Origin of the sequence: Acinetobacter sp. A3, from assembly GCF_012371415.1 — a bacterium.
Lineage (GTDB): Bacteria > Pseudomonadota > Gammaproteobacteria > Pseudomonadales > Moraxellaceae > Acinetobacter.
The window spans coordinates 1-21,479 of sequence record NZ_JAAZQW010000023.1; the positions used below are offsets into that span (position 1 = coordinate 1).

Annotated in this window: 20 protein-coding genes and 1 pseudogene; 12 read left to right on the top strand and 9 right to left on the bottom strand. The window is 41.4% G+C overall.

What is annotated here, in order from left to right; genetic code table 11:
• The 3 genes and pseudogenes from HHA42_RS08595 to rimI all read left to right on the top strand — a co-directional run.
• Positions 1-120: pseudogene (locus tag HHA42_RS08595) on the top strand (elongation factor Tu); the annotation flags it as partial.
• Positions 121-407: 287 nt separating this feature from the next.
• Positions 408-1,289 (top strand): metal-dependent hydrolase, encoded by an 882-nt coding sequence (locus tag HHA42_RS08600; protein WP_168526177.1) that lies wholly within the window; start codon positions 408-410, stop codon positions 1,287-1,289.
• A gap of 106 nt (positions 1,290-1,395) precedes the next feature.
• Positions 1,396-1,854 carry a ribosomal protein S18-alanine N-acetyltransferase gene (gene rimI / locus HHA42_RS08605; protein WP_168526179.1) on the top strand — a complete coding sequence of 153 codons (459 nt, stop codon included), beginning with the start codon at positions 1,396-1,398 and terminating at the stop codon, positions 1,852-1,854.
• Positions 1,855-1,894: 40 nt separating this feature from the next.
• On the opposite strand, the gene HHA42_RS08610 is transcribed toward rimI, so the two are convergent.
• The 3 genes from HHA42_RS08610 to trxB all read right to left on the bottom strand — a co-directional run bounded on the left by HHA42_RS08610 (position 1,895) and on the right by trxB (position 4,532).
• Positions 1,895-2,710, bottom strand: a complete 816-nt coding sequence (locus HHA42_RS08610; protein ID WP_168418252.1) for an arginyltransferase — start codon at positions 2,708-2,710, stop codon at positions 1,895-1,897.
• A 24-nt stretch (positions 2,711-2,734) separates the two neighbouring features.
• Entirely contained in the window at positions 2,735-3,466 is a 732-nt protein-coding gene (gene aat / locus HHA42_RS08615) for a leucyl/phenylalanyl-tRNA--protein transferase (RefSeq protein WP_168418251.1), read from the bottom strand.
• A gap of 112 nt (positions 3,467-3,578) precedes the next feature.
• Positions 3,579-4,532 (bottom strand): thioredoxin-disulfide reductase, encoded by a 954-nt coding sequence (gene trxB, locus HHA42_RS08620; protein WP_168418250.1) that lies wholly within the window; start codon positions 4,530-4,532, stop codon positions 3,579-3,581.
• Positions 4,533-4,850: 318 nt separating this feature from the next.
• Here trxB and HHA42_RS08625 point away from each other — a divergent pair, with 318 nt between their 5' ends.
• Positions 4,851-8,015, top strand: a complete 3,165-nt coding sequence (locus HHA42_RS08625; protein ID WP_168526181.1) for a DNA translocase FtsK — start codon at positions 4,851-4,853, stop codon at positions 8,013-8,015.
• A gap of 108 nt (positions 8,016-8,123) precedes the next feature.
• Here HHA42_RS08625 and HHA42_RS08630 read toward each other — a convergent pair whose 3' ends face one another.
• From HHA42_RS08630 to HHA42_RS08655, 6 genes are all read right to left on the bottom strand, one after another.
• Positions 8,124-8,411 carry a PA4642 family protein gene (locus HHA42_RS08630; RefSeq protein ID WP_168418248.1) on the bottom strand — a complete coding sequence of 96 codons (288 nt, stop codon included), beginning with the start codon at positions 8,409-8,411 and terminating at the stop codon, positions 8,124-8,126.
• A gap of 93 nt (positions 8,412-8,504) precedes the next feature.
• A complete protein-coding gene (minE, locus tag HHA42_RS08635; protein WP_004975292.1) occupies positions 8,505-8,777 on the bottom strand; it encodes a cell division topological specificity factor MinE in 273 nt (90 codons plus the stop codon).
• Between the two features lie 2 nt (positions 8,778-8,779).
• Positions 8,780-9,592, bottom strand: a complete 813-nt coding sequence (minD, locus tag HHA42_RS08640; RefSeq protein ID WP_004975294.1) for a septum site-determining protein MinD — start codon at positions 9,590-9,592, stop codon at positions 8,780-8,782.
• Positions 9,593-9,660: 68 nt separating this feature from the next.
• Positions 9,661-10,383: a septum site-determining protein MinC gene (minC, locus tag HHA42_RS08645; RefSeq protein ID WP_168418247.1), complete on the bottom strand. Its 723-nt coding sequence runs from the start codon at positions 10,381-10,383 to the stop codon at positions 9,661-9,663.
• Between the two features lie 139 nt (positions 10,384-10,522).
• Positions 10,523-11,581, bottom strand: coding sequence for a preprotein translocase subunit SecA (locus HHA42_RS08650; protein WP_168526183.1), 1,059 nt, complete (start codon positions 11,579-11,581; stop codon positions 10,523-10,525).
• 16 nt (positions 11,582-11,597) lie between these two features.
• Positions 11,598-12,524 carry an acyltransferase gene (locus tag HHA42_RS08655; protein WP_168418245.1) on the bottom strand — a complete coding sequence of 309 codons (927 nt, stop codon included), beginning with the start codon at positions 12,522-12,524 and terminating at the stop codon, positions 11,598-11,600.
• A 257-nt stretch (positions 12,525-12,781) separates the two neighbouring features.
• Between HHA42_RS08655 and HHA42_RS08660 the strand changes: the two genes are divergently transcribed.
• The 8 genes from HHA42_RS08660 (at position 12,782) to HHA42_RS08695 (ending at position 21,453) form a co-directional block, all read left to right on the top strand.
• Entirely contained in the window at positions 12,782-13,435 is a 654-nt protein-coding gene (locus tag HHA42_RS08660) for an OmpA family protein (RefSeq protein WP_168418244.1), read from the top strand.
• A 178-nt stretch (positions 13,436-13,613) separates the two neighbouring features.
• Positions 13,614-15,653: a UvrD-helicase domain-containing protein gene (locus HHA42_RS08665; protein WP_168526185.1), complete on the top strand. Its 2,040-nt coding sequence runs from the start codon at positions 13,614-13,616 to the stop codon at positions 15,651-15,653.
• 83 nt (positions 15,654-15,736) lie between these two features.
• Complete coding sequence (gene dut / locus HHA42_RS08670) at positions 15,737-16,189, top strand: dUTP diphosphatase (RefSeq protein WP_168418242.1); 453 nt, start codon at positions 15,737-15,739, stop codon at positions 16,187-16,189.
• Between the two features lie 237 nt (positions 16,190-16,426).
• Entirely contained in the window at positions 16,427-17,866 is a 1,440-nt protein-coding gene (locus tag HHA42_RS08675; RefSeq protein WP_168461474.1) for a phosphomannomutase/phosphoglucomutase, read from the top strand.
• A gap of 10 nt (positions 17,867-17,876) precedes the next feature.
• Positions 17,877-18,782, top strand: coding sequence for an acetylglutamate kinase (gene argB, locus HHA42_RS08680; RefSeq protein WP_168461476.1), 906 nt, complete (start codon positions 17,877-17,879; stop codon positions 18,780-18,782).
• 213 nt (positions 18,783-18,995) lie between these two features.
• Positions 18,996-19,796: a GNAT family N-acetyltransferase gene (locus HHA42_RS08685; protein ID WP_168461497.1), complete on the top strand. Its 801-nt coding sequence runs from the start codon at positions 18,996-18,998 to the stop codon at positions 19,794-19,796.
• A 90-nt stretch (positions 19,797-19,886) separates the two neighbouring features.
• Positions 19,887-20,735 (top strand): class II glutamine amidotransferase, encoded by an 849-nt coding sequence (locus HHA42_RS08690; RefSeq protein ID WP_168526187.1) that lies wholly within the window; start codon positions 19,887-19,889, stop codon positions 20,733-20,735.
• Between the two features lie 262 nt (positions 20,736-20,997).
• Positions 20,998-21,453: a bacteriohemerythrin gene (locus tag HHA42_RS08695; protein ID WP_168418238.1), complete on the top strand. Its 456-nt coding sequence runs from the start codon at positions 20,998-21,000 to the stop codon at positions 21,451-21,453.
• Positions 21,454-21,479 lie beyond the last annotated feature (26 nt).

The following is a 21,479-nucleotide window of genomic DNA, read 5'->3' on the forward strand; positions in this document are numbered from 1 at the left end:
AACGTAGAAATGTCAGTAGAATTAATCCACCCAATCGCAATGGACGCTGGTTTACGCTTCGCGATCCGTGAAGGTGGTCGTACTGTAGGTGCGGGTGTTGTTGCTAAAGTAACAGCATAATCACTGTATAGTGTGAAAAAGCGCTCCATTTGGAGCGCTTTTTTTATGGTTATTTTTTATCTATATCACAAAAAAATTTAAAGCCTCGCTATTTGTGCTTTTGCACCACAAAAACAATTTCACTCATCATTATTTTTGTCCCTCATGTCCTGAACTGACAATTTGCTGTCCTTAACTGCACTTAAACAAAAACGAGAAAACTTTAAGATGAAAGCAAGTCAAAAATAAGAAATACGTCGGTTACTGAATAGATGTATTGGTTTTACAGTAATCGAGGGAGATAAAATATGAATGCTAAAGTCAGTATTAGTCAGCGAGCAGGAGCAAGTTTCCCTGTACGTCGCATGAATTTTAACTTTGATGCAGTGCCAGAATATTGGATGAGTGGGAATGCTGGTCTTACCCATTTTATGACTGCATTATCTGCTTTATTCCCTGCAGGTGAAAAGTTCTTTATAGACAGTGTACGTGTTGTACGTTATCACCCAATGTTAAAAGACAATGCTGAATTGCAAAAAGAAATCAGTGCTTTTATTGGTCAAGAAGCCATGCATACACATGAGCATGTGGGCTTTAATGCTTCAGCGCAAAAGTTTGGACATGATGTTGATACTTTAGATCGTCACACTGATACAGTCATTCAGACTACACGCAAGCTGCTTGCCAAAATCGCAAAACCGGTTGGTATTACACAGGAAATGGTGGATTTAACTGCAACCACAGCCTTAGAGCATTTTACGGCTACGATTGCCTCACAGTTACTCAGCAATTCTCATATTCAAGAGTTGATGAGTGACGATACTATGAAAACCATGTGGTTATGGCATGCCATTGAAGAAAATGAACATAAAGCGGTTGCGTATGATGTATTTGAAGGTGTATTTGGTAAAGGCGTAAAAGCCTACGCATTACGAACATCATCATTAGTGATTTCAATGCTAACTTTATTTTTCGTGCAAAATTATTTTTTACTACGTTTACTCAAACAGGATCAGCAGTTGAATCTTGAAAACTTAAAAATGATTTATCGTTATGCTTATAGCCCATCGAAAGGCGTGATTACCGGTATGGCAAAAGAAATGTTGCTGTATTTTAAACCAAGTTTTCATCCTAATTATGTTGATACTACGAGTTTGTTGGATACATGGAAAGCCAAATTAGGCTTCTAAACTTTTCCCTTTGGTCAGGCAACGCACGTTGCTTTTTTTTTTGCTCGATTTTTTTGTTATGACTTCTATAATGCCTACATCTTAACACCTAACAAGATCATTTCTTATGATTCGATTAATGCAAGCTGGCGATGTGGCCGATGTTGTTGCAATTGAAAATTTGGTACAAAGCCATCCGTGGACGGCTAAGCAGTTTGCTGAAGCGGTAGAAAACTATCACACCACGGTCATTGAGCAGGCGGGGAAAGTGGTGGCTTTTTGTATTTTGCAGCCCGTGTTGGATGAAGCCAATTTGTTGTTGATGGCAGTGCATCCTAGTCAGCAAGGCAAGGGTTTGGGTTATCAATTGTTAGAACATTCAATTGCCGAGCTGAATAATCAACCTGTGCAAATTTTTTTGGAAGTGCGCGAAAGTAATGAGGCTGCAATTGCGCTGTATGAAAAATCAGGCTTTCATCAAATTGATTTACGTAAAAATTATTATCCTAAATCTGATGGCACACGTGAGCATGCCATTATTATGGTGAAATCTTGCAGCGACGATTTTGCCAGTTTGTTTAAGTAAACGTGAAATCTCAACACATTTAGTATGGGGTTACTGTATTTTATTTAATGATCGAGTTATTCCAACCCAAGGGCAGCGTCGTCATTAAGGAGTTTCCCAATTGCTGAACCTCATCTGCATTTAGACTGCGGTTAATGCGTCGCCATTGACCATCTAAAAGCAGTTCAAGTGGCACATATTGGGACTTGTAATTCATTTTGTTTGAATGTGGCACCCAATAGCCTAAGTAGACATATTGCAACCCCAAGTGTTGGGCTTGTTCAATCTGCTTTAACACTGCAAATGTTCCTAAGGAGCGACGGCTCTCGTCAGGATCAAAAAAAGTATAGACCGCAGAAATACCGTCATCTAAATAGTCGCAGGTCGACACACCAATTAAGCGATCTTCCTGCCACATTTCTAAAAAGAAACTGTGGGTGCAGCTGTGAATTAAAAACTTTTCAAACTGATCACGGCTAGGCGGGAACATATCGCCATCGGCATGACGTTCATTGATATAGCGTTCGTACAGCGCATAATGTACATCACTAGCATCTTGTGGTTGGGTAATTTGGATGTGTAAATCTTGATTGCGTTTCCATGCTTTCTTTTGGGTGCTGTTCATGCCAAATTCCGCAACAGGAACACGAGACGACAGGCACTGACGGCAAAGGTGACACTCAGGGCGATAGACAAAGTCACCACTGCGACGAAAACCTAGTCGAGATAATTCAGACAGGGTTACGACATCAATTTTATGTGCAGGGTCTAAAAATACCATGCGTGCAGATTTTTCAGATAAATAACTACAATCGTGCGGCGGGGTAATGTAATACTGCAAATCATTTAGCAGGGATTTTGGGTGATATGAATTCATTTTCAAGATCCCTCTCTGTTATTGTCATTCAAGTAGGCGCGCATACTGCGCTATTGTTTTACTTGAAAATACACTGTCCTGATATTTTTTCCAATTGATGGCGGGCTGTTTTACAACATCTTGTAACGATTTAAGGTAGTCTTGGCGAGAAAGTGTACATGCACCCAAGCTAAGCAAATGCTCATTGACCAATTGGCAGTCAATCCAGGCTAAGTTTTGTTCTTGGCCAATCAGCATCAAGCTATAAAATGCCATTTTGGATACATCGGTGCGATGACTAAACATCGACTCACCAAAACAGCCTTGACCAATGGTGACGCCATATAAGCCGCCCACTAAAGTATTTTGTTCCCAGACTTCAACACTATAGCCATAACCTGCTGCAAACAGCTGACAGTAACCTTGAATAATGTCATCAGATATCCACGTTTCGTTGGCATAACTACGCGGCAAGGCACAATGGCGAATGACCTGCTCAAAGGCGTGGTTAATGGTGATCCGATAATCTATTTTTTTCATGTTGCGGACTAAGGATTTGCTTGGGTGATAATCCTTCGGAAAAATCACACAACGCGGTTCTGGGCTCCACCAACAAATGGGCTCACCTTCTGAAAACCAAGGGAACAAACCATGCGTATAGGCTTCATATAAAGTGGCAGGGGAGAGGTCTGCACCGACACAAATCAAGCCTTCACCTTCAGGATCAACCTCAATTGGATCTGGAAAAATGAATGATGAAGCTGGGAGCGTTTGCATATCAAGAGCCGTATACAGTTTTATATGATCTGCTGCGCATCATACCTAAAAATGATGTGATAAAAAAACCGCTCCTGAGAGCGGTTTGTGTCTTTAAGGTAATGAGCTGAGTTTATTCGCCTAAGGCATCTAAATACTTTTCTGCATCTAGCGCAGCCATACAGCCTGAACCTGCAGAAGTAATTGCCTGACGGTAAACTGAATCGGCAACATCACCAGCGGCAAATACGCCTGCAACAGAGGTTTGTGTTGCGTTGCCTGCTGTGCCGCTTTGCACTTGAATATAACCATCACGTAAGTTTAACTGACCTTCAAACATGCTGGTATTTGGTTTGTGACCAATCGCAACAAACAAGCCTGAAACTTCAACATCTTGAGTTGAACCATCAGTGGTTGATTTTAAACGTACCGATGTTACACCAGTGTTGTCACCTAAGACTTCATCGACCTGATTATTCCAAAGAATGCTGATTTTGCCTTCTTTTTCTTTGGCAAATAAGTGATCTTGCAAGATTTTTTCAGAACGTAGCGAATCACGGCGGTGTACTAAGGTTACATGCGAAGCAATATTGGAAAGATACAATGCTTCTTCTACAGCCGTGTTGCCACCGCCCACAACCATTACTTTTTGATTTTTATAGAAGAAACCATCACAGGTTGCGCATGCGCTAACGCCTTGACCCATAAATGCTGCTTCAGATTCTAAACCTAAGTATTGTGCAGTTGCACCTGTGCAAATAATGAGTGCATCACAGGTGAATTCTTCCATATCGCCTTTAAGTACAAATGGACGAACATTTAAATTCACTTCATTAATATGGTCATACACGATTTCTGTGCCAAAGCGTTCGGCATGGGCTTGCATACGTTCCATTAACGCAGGGCCAGTTAAACCTTCAGGATCTCCCGGCCAGTTGTCTACTTCAGTGGTGGTGGTCAGCTGACCACCTAATTGCAAGCCTGCAATTAATGTCGGTTTTAAGTTAGCACGTGCTGCATAAACTGCTGCACTATAACCCGCAGGGCCAGAACCTAAAATAATTAATCGTGAGTGACGAGCGCTCATGCACAGCATCCTTTTTTTATTTAGAAATTTATGAAATTATACGTGAAACAGAATGACTTTGCTGTGTGAATAAATTTGATATTACTGATCAGGTAAATCGATTTGAGCTATATAGAAAAAGTTAACAACACAATTCAATAATCTTGCATCTTTTTCTAGGCAACACGTGCATAATATAAGGTCTGCGATACGTTTTATCTTGTCATCTTCTTCAAGGTTGCATAGATCAATTCAACGCAGAGGCTCATTCAAATAAGTGGCTTTTTAGACCAACGAGCAAACAAAAACATTGATGAAGAATTGGCAACAGGACAGTATATGACTGCGGTGTCGGGTGCTTATGCACAGCGCTTAATAGTGACTTTATTTTTGGTCTCTTTTGGAATTTATCTGTTTCTTGCAACAGTGACCTATACTCCATTTGACCCGGGCTGGATGCATATTTCCAGTGATACCCAACAGGTTTCGAATGCCAGTGGGGTTGCAGGGGCGTGGATTGCCGATTTACTATTTGGATTTTTAGGCTGGGCTAGTTTGCTTATTCCTGCTTATTTATTTATTGAAGCGTTACAAGTTTGGTGGCCACGTAGTTTTTTAAACCGCCCATTTCGTTATGCTGCCCAGTTTTTTATTTTGCTCGCCAGTGCAAGCCTATTGTATTTGTTTTGGCAAGTCCCTGCCGATACGCTAGATAACGCATCTGGGGGGATTATCGGTTTTGAGCTTGGGCAGAGCTTATCACAGCTTTTAACCATTTATGGGGCTACTGCATTTTTAGTGGCGTTCTGGGTTTTACTGTTTACTTTGGCCTTTGGTGTAAAGTGGAACAGAACTTGGGCGACTTTAAAAGCAACACCTGCCTATCTACAAGATTTATTTTACCGTAATGTGCCTGAGCCAGAATCTGATTTTGAACGTGCTGCACCGCAAGTGAAAAAAACGGTGGTTGCTGCTGCGCCTGCGGTACAGGCCGAAACTACAGCTGCACATGATGATCGTACATCTACAGAAATTGCAGTTGCACAACAAAATCAACAGATTGAAACGCCACATCCTGCAGCGGAGCGTATGTTTAATCACATGCAGCAACGTGAAGAAGATGAACAGGCACAACAGCTTTTAGTTCAAGATGAAATTGATGATGTAGAGCTAGAAAAAACCATTGAAAAAGCACATCAATTGGAACAAGACAGCCAGCGTATTGTGGCAACAGGTGAAGTGTGGCGTGCCTTGCAGGAAAATACTGACTCACAGCATAACCAAGACATTCATGCACTATTGCGTGCTTCAGAAGAACCTGAACACCCAATCCAAAGCAATTCATTAAATGATGGATTACCAACTACGTCTATGCCGCAGTCTGGCAATAAATCATCGTTAGATTGGGATGACGACCAAATTTTTGATGAGCTGTTAGCGGCTGTACCACAAGGAAAAACCGCCAGTGATTTACATAGCCCATTCCAAAGTGACAGCCATGTAGAAACACTCGAAACAGAGCGTGATCACGCTCAGTATGAGGCAAGAAATACTGAGGCTTCAGTAGATTTTCAGCGTAATGAATCGCACTTTACGCCACCATCAGATCATCCTGTTGTAACGCCTAAGCAGGTCAGCCAAGTCAATCGTACAGCGCATGAACTTGATGGTTTAGATGATTTACTGGTGGATGATCTTTTGGGTGATGAGCCATTTGAAGATCATGTTCAGAATCCAACAAAAGCAGTACGTACCAGCAGTAGTTATGCGCAAAGCTCTGCTTTTGTGCAGGCACCTATTCAGACGGCAGCAACTGCAGCAGCAGTTGCAGGTTCAGCAACGACAGCGCAGACGGCTACAACTGAAAAAGTTGCCTTATCTAAGGAAGCTTTTGTAGAAGCATGGCAGGAAACAGCAGGCAAGCCACAAGATGAAGATGATTTCGATTTTGATGCGCCTTTGACCGATGCCAGTGGCCGTCCAATGTCACGCGCGATGCAAGTCGCAGAAAAGCGTCGTGATCTTTCTCCGCTACCAGGTTTGGAATTGTTGGATAAGGTTGACCCGAATAAAAAGGTCAATTTTACGGCAGAACAATTGGCGCGCTTGTCTGAGTTGCTGGAAATTAAGTTACAGGAATTCAATGTCAAAGCCAAAGTGGTCGAAGCACAGCCTGGGCCTGTAGTGACACGTTTTGAACTGGATTTGGCACCTGGGGTGAAAGCGTCAAAAGTGACCAATATTTCTCGTGACTTGGCACGTTCTATGTCTATGGCATCGGTGCGTGTGGTGGAAGTCATTCCAGGCAAGCCGTACATTGGTATTGAAGTGCCAAACAGCACCCGAGAAATGGTGCGTTTGATTGAATTATTGCAAACCCCTGCTTTTGAAGATCCGAACGGTATTTTATCCATGGCGATGGGTAAAGATATTTCAGGCAATCCAGTGATTACAGAATTGGGCAAAGCACCACACATGCTAGTTGCAGGTACAACAGGTTCAGGTAAATCGGTTGCGGTGAACTCAATGATTTTATCGATGCTGCTGAAATATAAACCTGATCAATTGCGTTTAATTCTGATTGACCCGAAACAATTGGAATTGGCTAACTATAATGATATTCCACATTTATTGACACCTGTCGTGACTGATATGAAAGATGCAGTCAGTGCTTTGAATTGGTGTGTCAATGAAATGGAACGTCGTTATAAGTTAATGTCCTTCCTTAAAATTCGTAAGTTAAGCGACTATAACCGTAAGGTGGAAGAGGCGCTTGCTAGTGGTGAAGACCTGATTGATCCAACTTGGAAACCGAGTGATTCTGCTACACAGGAACGTGCTCCACGCTTAACTCCATTACCTTCTATTGTGATTGTGGCAGATGAGTTTGCCGACATGATTATGCAGGTCGGTAAAAAAGCAGAAGAAATGATTACCCGTTTGGCACAAAAATCACGTGCAGCAGGGATTCATTTATTGCTTGCGACTCAGCGTCCATCGGTAGATGTGATCACAGGTTTGATTAAAGCCAACATTCCAACCCGTGTGGCCTTGCGCGTAAACTCAAAAATTGACTCGCGCACTATTTTGGATGCAGGTGGTGCAGAAGACTTGCTTGGTCATGGTGATATGCTGTTCTTGGGGCCTGGTAAAATTGAACCAGAGCGTGTGCATGGTGCGTTTATTTCAGATGATGAAGTCAACCGTATTTGTGATGCATGGCGTGAACGTGGTGACCCAGACTATGTGGATGAAATCTTGACACCATTTGATGAAGAACCCTCTTCACGTGGTTTTGAAGATGGTGAAGGCAATCCAGACCGTGACGTGCTTTATGATCAGTGTGTGGCGTTTGTATTGGAAACACGCAAAGTTTCGACTTCGTCTTTACAGCGTAAATTTAGCTTAGGTTATAACCGTGCAGCACGTATTGTCGATCAAATGCAAGAACAGGGTATTGTCAGTGAGCAGGGGCCAAACGGAAAACGTGAAATTTTAGTTTAGTTTTTTCTCATTCTGTTTTATGTTAAAAAAATCCCGCAATGACGATTGCGGGATTTTTTATTTCATTATCTTTTGCTGAATTTAGCTAAAGAAAGACAGCTAAATCGTTTAGGCAAACTTAGCCAAAACTGCTAAAAACTCATCTTTTTGACGAGGGAATTCAGCAATCACGTCATGAATACGTTGACCTTCAGGATTGGTGGCATTCACGTCACGACCATCGGCAATAAACTGGGTCAATAAGCGCTCATAGTCGCTTGGACGCATGTGTTTAAAAGCATGATATAACACATGGAAATCTGCATTGACACCTGCAGGTGGCAACTGATTTAAGTAAGCAAACACACGTTCATCTGACCATGCTTCGTTAAAGGTTGCAGGTTGAGATAATGCCATAGCAATCTCCTTTATATTCTTTTGAAAAAATAGGGCAAAATAACTTGCGTTATTTTGCCCTGATTCAATTTGCTTGACTAATCAGTATTCAGATTATCGCTCTTCAGGCAAATTGATATTCATTTCTAGCATTTCAATATTGGCTTCTGAACGTACTGACATTTGAATGTGTTGTTCATCTACCCCACGCACGTAGCGGTTCACCACTTGCATGATTTCTTTCTTCATCTGATCAATTTTTTCTTGGCTTAAGCGTTTACCAAGACCTTGTTCAGAAGCAACAATCACTTTTAAGCGATCTTTTGCTGTTTGTGCGCTAGATGGCTTATCTTCACCGCTAAATAATTTGCTCCAAAATCCTGCCATGTCTACGCTCCAAATAATCGTGCTAACCAGCCCTTAGGTTTCGCTTCAATATGGCGAAACGGACGTTCTTCACCTAAGAATCGTGCAACCAAGTCATCATAAGCCTGACCTGCAGCAGCATCGCTATACAGAATGACAGGTTTACCTTCGTTTGATGCTTGAAGTACGCTCTTACATTCAGGAATTACGCCTAAAGTAGGTACACGTAAAATATCTTTAGAAATGTCATCAATCGTTAGCATTTCTTGTTTATCGGCACGTTCTGGGTTGTAACGTGTAATACACAGGTGCTTACGGATACGACCTTCGTTTTGTTCTACTTTTTTAGTTTTGCTGTCGAGCATACCAATAATACGGTCAGAGTCACGTACTGAAGAAATTTCAGGGTTGGTCACAATAATCGCTTCATCGGCATGATACATCGCTAAAATAGCACCGCGCTCAATCCCTGCAGGTGAGTCACAAATAATGTAATCAAACTCTTGTGCTAGCTCATCCATAATACGTGCCACGCCTTCATCGGTCAGGGCATCTTTATCACGGGTTTGTGAGGCTGGAAGAATATAAAGGTTTTCAATATCTTTATCGCGAATTAATGCTTGTTGTAAACGCGCTTCATTATTTAAAACATTCACAAAATCATAAACAACGCGACGTTCACAACCCATAATTAAGTCAAGGTTACGTAAACCCACGTCAAAATCGATAACAACAGTTTTGTGACCACGTAGGGCTAAACCTGTTGCAAAAGATGCACTTGTAGTGGTTTTACCTACGCCACCTTTGCCTGATGTTACGACAACAATTTTCGCCACCGAATCCACTCCTGTTATGGTTTAAATTCCCCTATATTTTTTGGGGATTTTTGGTGATTATTTATACATTAAAATTGTAGAGCTTCAAATACAAGCTCTTGGTTATCATTTAAGTAAATATGCACAGGTTTTTTGGTCACATGCTGTGGAATGTCGTCCGCAACGCAATATGTGCCTGCAATAGATACCAATTCTGCTTCAAGGGAATGGCAGAAAATTCGTGCTGTAATATTCCCGCCCGCGCCGGCAATGACTCTACCACGTACACTACCATAAATATGTATATTTCCTGAAGCAATCACTTCTGAACCGCTATTAATGCCTGCGGTTAAAATGATGTCGCCTTGATGCTGTACCAAACATTGACCTGTGCGCAAAATTTCATCGTGATACGACGTAATATGTGCCACTGCAGGTGCAGTTTCAGCGACTTGATTTTCAGCCTGTTGTTCTGCGGCGGGCTCAGGTTTAACTTCCACCACTTGTTCTTTGGTCGCTTTCACTTCCTGAAGTGGGCGGTCTTGTGGAATCACAGGAAATTGAATGGCACGTGCCTGATCGCCCAATAGTCCTTCGGTCACCGCAATTGGCTGTGCCTCTAAACTAATGAGTAATTGAATCAGTGCAATCAGTTCCTGTTCGACTGAACTTTCAATAACCACCAAAACACCTGGTGGAAATGATTTTTGCAACATTGGGCTTAGTTGCTGGCGGATCGCATCATGATCATTGGTGTCTAAGCTAATGCGAATCGCATTGACCAATCTGCCTTTTATCCGTATGTCAGCCATAATAATTCCTTAACACTTCTGACTCTGCTGGTTGTCGAAGTCATATTATAAATAGAGCAAATCCTAGAACAAATTGGGTGAATTCTCTAGTTGCATGACTAAAAATATTTATCCCAATCGTAAAAATGTTAAAACGCACTCATGAAATATTCTGTTGTTGTCCTTCATCTAAAATTTGTTGCCATTGTTTGACTTTTACTTGTTTGCGAATGGCTTCCAAACTTTCAAATACTGCTGACTCTACTAATTTATCAATATGCTGATTATGTTCAACTTCTATCTGACTAATTTTTTCGGCAATCATTTGATACGTCGGGTTGCTGGACTGTGCGTTCGGTTGTGCAAAAGGTTCAATCAAGCCTTGGGTGATGTTTTCGCCTAGTCGCTGACCAATACTTTGAATTTGCTGTTCAATACGACCACCAACCAATGGAATCAGACGCAGAAGCTGAGTCAGCTCAGGCGTATCTTCAATGGCTTGATTGACTACCAGCCCTACATTTTTTGCAATTTGGTGGCGTTGGGCTTGCAACTCTTTACCCAAGGATTCTTGCAGAATATCCGCCAGTGCAATGGCCAGTAACTGACGATGCCGCTCGACCAAATCATCAATAAACTGTTTGTGTGTGGTGCTGGTGGTCAGTTCACGCTGTACGCCATTCAGCACAGTCAGTACCACTCGGCTACTCAGTTCTTCCATCAATAAGCTGTAATAGAAGTTGCCACGTTTATACCAACTATTTGGGATAACTTTATAACCGTGACTATGCAGGTTGTAGCCAATAGCAAAGGCGCGTAATAAACGTAAAAAACGTAGCTGCGGAATGATTGCGAGAATTTCATACCAGTGAACAAACGGAAAGAACCACCAGCGTTGATGATGCTTAAAAATAATAGCAATGCCCCAGCGCACACCCAATTCCACAATTAAAAATGTGGTAAACCAACCTTCGGTGATAATCACCCAAGGACGTAACTCGCCCCGATAAAACTGTAAGATTTCAGGCAGGCCAATAAAGTCGAACAGCCATTCACCAAAATCACTCATTAAAATGGCATTGGCACTTAAACAGAACAAGTTGAAGATGATTAAACCCATCAAAAACAAGTCATAAATTAAGGCAATTTTCCAACCCCATGAATCTTTACGCAGGGTATGGAATGAGGATTTGATTACAGGCTCTTCAGACTTTTTCATGGTTCACCTGATTGGGTTAGGCCGTCGGGGCAGCAAATTTTTGTTGCATGGATTCAATCAGCTGATCTTTTTCCAACCATAATTCATGCACCCATTGCTGGAAACGCTCACGGTATTCCGCATCATCTTCGTAATTACCACCCAAGACCCAGTCTGGAATGTTGATTTTTCGTAAATTTACCGCAATGCGAGGAACTTCTCCGAGCCAGAACTCGCTATAGCCAGGCACGCCGTCTGGGTAAACAATGGTCATATCCACCAAAGCATCAATTTGATCGCCCAAAATATTCAAAGCCAGCGCTAAACCACCCGCTTTAGGCTTTAATAAATGTTGATATGGCGATTGCTGCTGATCATGTTTTTCTTGAGTAAAGCGAGTGCCTTCTAAATAGTTGAGCAGGGTAAAGGGCTGACTCAACAACTGTTGGCAAGCTTTACGTGCTTCTTCCATATCACGATCTTTCAGTTCAGGTTTTTTAGCAATCTGGGCTTTGGTATGCCGTTTCATCATTGGGAAGCCTAAAATTTTAAAGGCCTGACCAACAAATGGAATAAAGATCAGTTCCCACTTGGTAAAGAAGCGGGTCAGTGGCATGCGGGTTAAACCAAAATATTGATTGACCGTAGTGTCTACCCAGCTTTGGTGGTTACAGGTCATCAGGTAACGACCTTGCATACTGAGTGCCAAGTCTTCATCAATACTGATGTCCCACTTTGTGTTGGGTAAAACATGGTCAATCAGCCAGTTATTGACACTTAGCCAACTGTTGGTAATTTGAATATTGGTTTCATCGACCTTGCGGGACTGTTTAAGCAGTTTGGTCAAGCCCAGCGCCAACACAGGTGGACCGTGAAAAAATGTACTGCCAGTAATGACTGTACCCACGGTGAGTCCTTTTGTGATTTTTTTTAATAAAGGGTGTTTTTTAGCTTGCGATGACATAAAAATCGGTCCTGAAGAAAAATCGTCCAATGCGTCACATATTGATTTATAGACTCAATATAAATGTTGTTTTTAAAATAAAAAAGTGTTGAAGTGAAAGTGTGTAGAAATTGTGATGAAGTTATACCAAGATTTGTACACGATCATGAAGATTTGTAAGCAAAAGTTTTTTTATTAACAAAAAATCAATGGTCTAAGTCTATTTTTTCATTCAATATTTGCATCATACAACAAAACACAAAGTAAGGAGGCATGCCATGCGTGCACTAGCAATTTCAGCAGCAGTCGTAGGGGCAATGGTTTTAACTGGTTGTCAATCGACTGGTAACAACCTTGGTGGTGTGGAATATGACAAAACTGCACTAGGCACAATTATTGGTGCTGCTGCGGGTTATGGTATTTCTAAAGGCAATGCAAATACAAGCGCACAAAATAACCGCGCTGCGGCAATTGGTGCTGTAGTTGGTGGTGCTGCGGGTGTTTATCTTGACAATAAAGAGAAAAAATTACGTCAGCAAATGGCGGGTACTGGTGTAGAAGTAAACCGTAATGCAGATGGTTCTGTTGGTTTGGTTATGCCTGGTAACATCACGTTTGATACCAACAAATCAAACATCAAACCTAATTTCTATACAACGCTGAACAAAGTTGCGCAAACGCTAACTGAAGATAACAAGAGCGGTATTTTAGTGACTGGTTATACTGACAGCACTGGTAATGACTCAATCAACATCCCATTGTCGCAAGCACGTGCTCAATCGGTTGCAAACTACTTGTCTAGCCGTGGTGTATCAACTTCACGTATTAATGCACAAGGTCACGGTGCTGCAAACCCAATCGCATCGAATGCGACTGCAGAAGGTCGTGAGCAAAACCGTCGTGTAGAAATCAGCATTTATGCAATCCAATAATTTGGCATAGCATAAGTTGTAAAGAACCGCCTTCGGGCGGTTTTTTCATGTCAAAAATTTAGTATTGCGTAGTTGCACACTCAGCAAATAGACAATGACGCCTAAAGCAGCATTTTAGATTAGTCATCTTAGTCTGAGATGACTATAATCGAGCTCGAACCGAAATAGAGGAAATACTATGTCACTGGCAAGTCAGTTAAACGACAAGCAACTTGAAGCGATGAAATACACTCAAGGACCCTTGTTAGTGCTTGCAGGGGCGGGTTCAGGTAAAACATCGGTGATTACTCGAAAAATTGCTTATTTGGTTAAGCATTGCGGTATTCCTGCGTATCGGATTACAGCAATGACTTTTACCAACAAAGCTGCACGTGAAATGAAAGAGCGTGTGACCAAATTGTTGTCTCGCGAAGAAGCCAAAGGTTTGTCGGTGTCGACCTTCCACACCTTTGGTCTGAACTTGTTGCGTCTTGAATTAAAACATACGCCATTAAAAGCCAATTTCTCTATTTTAGATGCCGATGACTGCAAACGTATTCTGATGGATTTAATGCACCGTGATAATTTGTCAGGTGCAGAAAGCAAGGAACTGATTGCCAAAGCCATGAAGATGATTTCAGATTGGAAAAACGATCTGATAGCACCAGAGCAGGCACATACCACTTGTGAAACGCCAGAAGACATTCAGTTTGCGCATTTATATCAACTCTATGAACGTAATTTACGAGCTTACAACGCAGTCGATTTTGACGATTTGATTGTGATGCCGACTCGTTTATTGCAAGAAAATGCAGAAGTACGTGACAAGTGGCAGAACCGTGTTCGCTATTTATTGGTCGATGAGTATCAGGACACCAACACCGCACAGTATATTTTGGTGAAATTGCTGGTAGGGGTGATGGGGCAGTTCACCGCAGTAGGTGATGATGACCAATCTATTTACGCATGGCGTGGTGCCAAGCCAGAAAATATGGCTTTGCTTAAAGAAGACTTCCCAAATTTAAAAGTGATTAAACTTGAGCAGAACTACCGCTCGACCAGCCGTATTCTGAAAGCTGCCAATACCGTGATTGGTAATAATCCGCATATTTTTGACAAAAAACTGTGGTCAGATAAAGGTCATGGTGAAGTCATTCGGGTAATTACATGCCGTAACGATGATGATGAATCAGAACGCGTGGTGAAAGATTTACTCACACATAAATTGATGAACGGCAAGAGCTGGAAAGATTATGCGATTTTGTATCGTGGGAACTTTCAGGCACGTATTCTGGAAACCCAATTACGCCAAATGCAAATTCCTTACAAGCTTTCGGGGGGGCAGTCGTTCTTCGCACGTGCTGAAATCAAAGATATCATGAGCTATTTGCGTCTGATTATTAACCCAGAAGATGACAGTGCTTTTTTACGTATTATCAATACGCCTAAACGTGCCATTGGGCCTGTAACTTTAGAAAAACTGGGGCTATTCGCACAAGAAAATCATTTGTCTTTATTGGCAGCAGCAGGCGACCAGCGCTTAACCATGGCAATTCCCAAAAAAGCCACGACACAGTTGGCTGAGTTTGCAGATTTTATTAGCAATTTCACGCGTAACTTATTGGAAGATGATGAACCTGTGCCGATCATCCGTCAGATGATGCTAGAAGCAGGTTATATCGACTACATTAAAGAGCAAGCAGCCACACCTGCGCAGGAAAAAACCAAACTCGACAATATTGAAGTGCTGTATAGCAGTATTCAAAGTTTGATTAACCGCGCTGAAGATATCGATGAAAAAAATATTGAAAGTGTGATTCGTAAAATGGTGCTGCTGGATATGCTTGAGCAGCAACAAGAAGAAGAAGACACCGACAAAGTCAATTTACTGACCTTGCACGCTTCTAAAGGTTTGGAATTTCCATACGTGTATTTGATTGGCTTGGAAGAAGAGTTGTTGCCACACAAAAACTCGATTGTGGCAGATACCGTTGAAGAAGAGCGCCGTTTAATGTACGTGGGCATTACTCGTGCACGTCAGGGCTTAACCATTACCTTGGCAGAACAGCGCAAGGCGGGTGGGCAAATGAAACAAATGACACCAAGCCGTTTCTTGGATGAATTGCCGCAAGATGAGCTGGAATGGCTCGGACGCAAGAAAAAACTGGCGGGTGATGTTGATCCAAAACAACAGGCACAGCATTATTTGGAAAATTTACGCGCGCTGATTAAACGCTAATCTAAGTTTAAAAACATACAGCTGTATTGATGCAGAAACTGCATCAAAAGCCACAGTAAAAATTGAAGAACAGGACAAATTTCATGAAAGTTCAAGTTAAAGTATTAGATTCACGTTTAGGTACAGAATGGCCTATGCCAACTTATGCCACTGCAGGTTCTGCGGGTCTGGACTTGCGTGCCTGTGTGGACAGCACTACTGTCATTGAACCGGGTCAAACGGTATTGGTAAAAACAGGTTTGGCAATTTATATTCAGGACACAGGCTTTGCAGGCATGATTTTGCCACGCTCAGGTTTAGGGCATAAACACGGTATTGTATTGGGTAACTTGGTCGGTTTAATCGATTCAGATTATCAAGGCGAGTTAATGGTATCTGTTTGGAACCGCAGCCAAACCGCGTTTAGTTTAGAGCCTGGTGAGCGTTTAGCGCAGTATGTATTAGTCCCTGTGGTACAGGCAGAATTTGAACAGGTCGATGAATTTGTGGCGACTGAACGTGGTGCAGGTGGCTTTGGGCATACAGGGAAAAACTAATTTTTTAGTCACTTAAACATAGTTTGTTCATTGAATTATAATGCTTGGTAAAGTTTCATCTGAAACTTTACCTGCAATTCTTGAAAAGTAACCAAATATGTACTAATAATGACAAGCATATTTCTAGATCATATGAGACGATAACGCATCCTTAAAAAAGTCTAATTAGAATTTTTAAAATTTATAGAGCTAAGATTTATTCAATTTATGTTGGCTCATTCTTGTAGTTGTAAGCCTATGAACCATCTACTATCTCCATTTCCTCTGCATATTTTTCGTGCTTATGACATTCGTGGTAAAGAAAGCGTATTAACAGCAAACCTCGTACATGCAATCGCACAAGGTTTAGTACAGCAGTATCAACAGCATCAACAGAACCAGATTAGTATCGGTTACGATGCTCGTTTAAATAGTCCCGCTTATGCGGAAATGATGCGACAGGTTTTTCTTGCGCATCATTTTCAAGTGACGATGGTGGGCTGTTGCTCAAGCCCGATGTTGTATTTTATGGCACGGCATACTGCAGGTAATGGCATTATGCTGACCGCCAGTCATAATCCAAAATCTGACAATGGTATTAAATGGATTATGCAGGGTGAACCGCCAACGCCTGAAATGATTCAGCAAGTGGCAATTGATGCCACACCATATTATGTGTTGAATCAAAGTAACAGTGGATGGGCTAATTCTGTCGCTACTACTTCACATGAATTTATAGAAGATGCTTGCCAGCAATATCAAAATGCCATGTTACAGGACATTCATTTGGCACGCCCTTATAAAGTGGTGCTGGATGGTATGTATGGCTCGGCAGGGCATTGCGCTGCATTGGTATTACAAAAAATGGGCTGTGAGGTGGTGGTACTACGCTGTGTGGCCAATGGACATTTTCCAGATCATGCGCCAGACCCATCTCAAGAAAAGCACTTACAACATTTAAAAACTGCGGTACTTGAACATCAGGCAGATATTGGCATTGCTTTAGATGGGGATGGTGACCGTGTGGTATTGCTGGATGAACAGGCAAAGGTTATTTCAGCAGACCGTTTGCTTTCCTTATTTGCAGAAATGTGTCTAAAAACCCATCCACAGCATGAGGTGGTGTTTGATGTAAAATGCTCCACTATGGTACGCAATACCGTGCGTGATTTAGGCGGTCAAGCGGTGATGATTCGTACAGGTAGTACTTTCTTGCGCCGTTATTTAGCTCAGTCGCAGGGTAAAGCCGTGTTTGGTGGCGAATATGCAGGGCATTATGTATTTAATGACGGGCGTGGTTTTGGCTATGACGATGGTATATACGCCGCCTTGCGGGTATTGGAATATTTAAGCCAAAGTGAAGCCGGTAGCATTTCAGCACTGATGCAGAAATATCCTGAGCGCTGCTGTACAGAAGATACTTATATTAGTACGCATAATATTGAACCAAGTACCGTTTTAAACGATGTAGAAAGCTGTAGTCAGCAGAGTGGCGCACAATTAAGTAAAATTGATGGTGTAAGACTTGATTTTGAAGATGGATTTGGCATTATTCGAGCATCCAATACGGGCGAATATTTTACGGTGCGTTTTGATGCCGATAATCCATCACGACTGAATGATATTCGCGATACATTTGTTTCCATGTTAAGTGAGCGATACCCTGAAATCGCCCAAGACATTCTAGATGCTCAATAAGGAGAGGCGAATGCCACATCAACAGACTGGTATCGACAAAGCACAAATTTTGACCGAAGCTTTGCCGTATATTCAACGTTTTGCGGGCAAGACCCTTGTTGTAAAGTATGGCGGCAATGCCATGACTGATCCTGAGCTGGAAAGTTCTTTTGCACGTGACATTGTGCTGCTTAAAACAGTCGGATTAAACCCGATTGTCGTGCATGGTGGCGGACCACAAGTAGATTCTATGCTCAAGCAATTGGGACGTGAGTCTGACCGTATTGACGGTATGCGCGTGACCGATCCTGCCACTATGGAAGTGGTGGAAATGGTGCTCGGTGGTAGTGTGAACAAGTCCATTGTGAATTTAATTAACCAACATGGTGGTCGCGCCATTGGTTTAACAGGTAAAGATGGTAACTTGATTCGTGCACAAAAATTATTGATGCAAAAAACCACCGAAACAGGCGAAGTCGAGCAGATTGACCTTGGTTTAGTAGGTGAAGTGGTTGGGGTAAAAACTGACGTTTTAGAAATGTTTACCAGCAGCGACTTTATTCCTGTCATTGCACCTTTAGGTGTGGATGATGCAGGCAATACCTATAACATCAATGCCGATTTGGTGGCAGGTAAAGTTGCAGAAGCATTAGGTGCAGAAAAACTGATTCTACTCACCAATATTACTGGTGTGCTGGATGAAAATAAAAACTTATTGACCGGTTTGACTACGCAGGAAGTTGATCGTTTGATTGATACCGGTGTGATCTATGGCGGTATGATTCCTAAAGTTGGCTGTGCATTGGATGCAGTCAAAGGTGGTGTGATCAGCGCACATATTGTAGATGGTCGTGTGCCGCATGCAACCTTACTGGAAATCTTTACCGATCATGGAGTTGGTACTTTAATTACCAACCGAGTGCAGGCACGTAAGTAATAGTTCATTTGAGTGGGTTTGCACATTGTGCTAAGTCTGCAAAAGATTGAAAAGAGCTTCAAAGGAGGCTCTTTTTTTATGCCGTACAATAGTCATTTGTTGATTTTAAATGCCGAATCAGGCTGATTTGAGTAAAACAGAATTCTGCTAAAAATCAGTCATCATAGTGTCATGCAGCTGTCCTAGTGTAAGAGAAAACACGAGGTATCTATGATGCTGCAAAAATTAAATCAATACCGTCAACAATTAAGTTTTCCATTAAGCAAAGTTGGCAAAGCACAGAAAAAAAATAGCAAAGCCACACAATATGCGTTTGAATGGGTCGAAAATTTAAAACAATTACAAGAGGTACAACGCTTTCGTGCTCAGCAATTTTCTAAACAATTTGGCATTGAGTTTGCGTCAGGGTTAGACCAAGACTTATATGATTTTAGCTGTGAACATGCTGTGCTTAGAGATAAAGCAACGGGTGAAATTGTGGCGTATACCCGTTTAAAACTTTGGCAAGGGCATGAGCTAGCCAATAGTTATAGTGCACATGAATTTAAAATTATAGATGAATTGGGACATTTCTCAAATATTGTTGAAATGGGGCGAACTTGTGTGCATCCACGCTACCGTTCGGGAAAAACCTTGTCTATTTTATGGCTGAATTTGATTCCAAAAGTTTTATGGGAAATGCGTGCCAAACATTTAATTGGCTGTGTCAGTATTCGCTTGGAAGGTAATGAAGCACGTGCCTATTACACCCATCAAGCGATTCAGCAATTGTCTGAAAATCAACGCTGTGATATTCAATCTCAAGATGCATTTGTGCCGAGTTGTCCAAGTCATAGCTTTAGTCAAGATGAACGTATCCCTAAATTATTTGACGTGTATTTAAAAATGAATGCCAAACTCTCAACTCAGGCATTTTATGACCGCGAATTTAATTGTTTGGACTATTTTGTATTGTTAGATGTGAAGCAGATGGCAAAGCATTTTATTCGACAAAAGAAAGTCAAAGTGTCATAAGCCTGCAGTTCAAATTTTCTGATTTGAAATATCATGATGGCTGATGCACAATAATAAAATTAACTAATTATTGTGTATAGATAAAGCCTTATGTGTCAGTTGCTTGGAATGAATTGTGCGACACCTACCGATATTACCTTTTCATTTCGGGGATTTTCGCAGCGCGCTGGAATTACATCAGATCATTCAGATGGCTTTGGAATTGCTTTTTTTGAAGATAAAGCTTGTCGTTTATTTGTCGATAATCAGTCTGCTGTTGAGTCACCAATTGCCGAGCTGATCCGTAATTATCCAATTAAATCACGCAACGTGATTGCGCATATTCGTAAAGCCACACAGGGTAAAATTAATTTAGAAAACTCACATCCGTTTAGCCGTGAATTGTGGGGGCGTCAGTGGATTTTTGCCCATAATGGAGACTTACACGATTTTCATCCACGTTTGTCGGGACGTTTTACCCCTGTGGGTAATACTGACAGTGAGCGTTCATTTTGTTATTTACTTGATCAATTTGTTAATCGCTTTGGTTATGATGAACCGAGCTTGATGCAAATTTTTGACTTATTGGCAGAAATTTCCCCACAAATTGCAGAACATGGGACTTTTAATTTCTGCCTATCGAATGGACAAGCCTTGTTCAGTTATGCGGTCACCAAATTACATTGGTTGGTACGTGCCTATCCATTTCAACCTGCCCAATTGATTGATTTAGATGTTGAAGTCGATTTTAGTCAAGTCACCACACCAGACGATTGTGTCGCGGTGATTACCACAGAACCTTTAACGCAAAATGAAACTTGGACTGCATTTCAACCTGGCGAAATGATTTTATTCCAGCAGGGGCGTCCTGTTAAATCGCAAATGACGCATATTGAGCGTTTGGAACGTGAGCGTTTGAACCCTGAATTAAGGCGTGTGACCAAAGCTGATCAATATTAATCAGTCCGAGTCGTATATGTGAAAAATATTCATTTTATTTAGGTGTTTTTTCTTAAAATCAAGAATAAAAATGTGTGAATTGATTAATTAATAATTGATTCTTTTGGTCGGGTATTGCTATTGTTTTTAATGTAAATCAATTGGTTATGTTTGTTTTTAGTAGTTTTGGTTAATCCCTACTAAACCACTCCATTTTTATTTGTGCTAAATGCGGCTACCATTCATCAACGTGATTAATCATTTATTTCTGTAGGGTGATCGTATGAAGATGAAGTGGGTTCCAGAATACAATACTGGTATCGATGTGATTGACGATCAGCATAAACGTATCCTCGATTATATTAATGAAATTGTTGAAATTGGCGATGGTACTGATCGAGCTCGTGTAAAGCAGATTTTAGATAATATTATTGATTACACTCAATCCCATTTTACTTTTGAAGAGTCATTGCAAGAAGAAGCGGGGTATAAATACCGTGTACCGCATAAACGCGTGCATGATTTATTTATTAAGAAAATTGAATCTTACCGTGATCGTTTTGAGATGGGACATTCGATTGAAAGTGAATTACATGAAGTTTTATCTAAATGGTTAATTAATCATATTCAACACGATGACGCCGATTATGTGGGCGCTGTGAAAGAAAATATGATGGGTATTATTAAAGAAAAAGAGCAGAAGAAAGGTAAGGGGTGGTTTGCTCGTTTCTTCTCGTAATGACAAATACTGTTTACGCACAATAT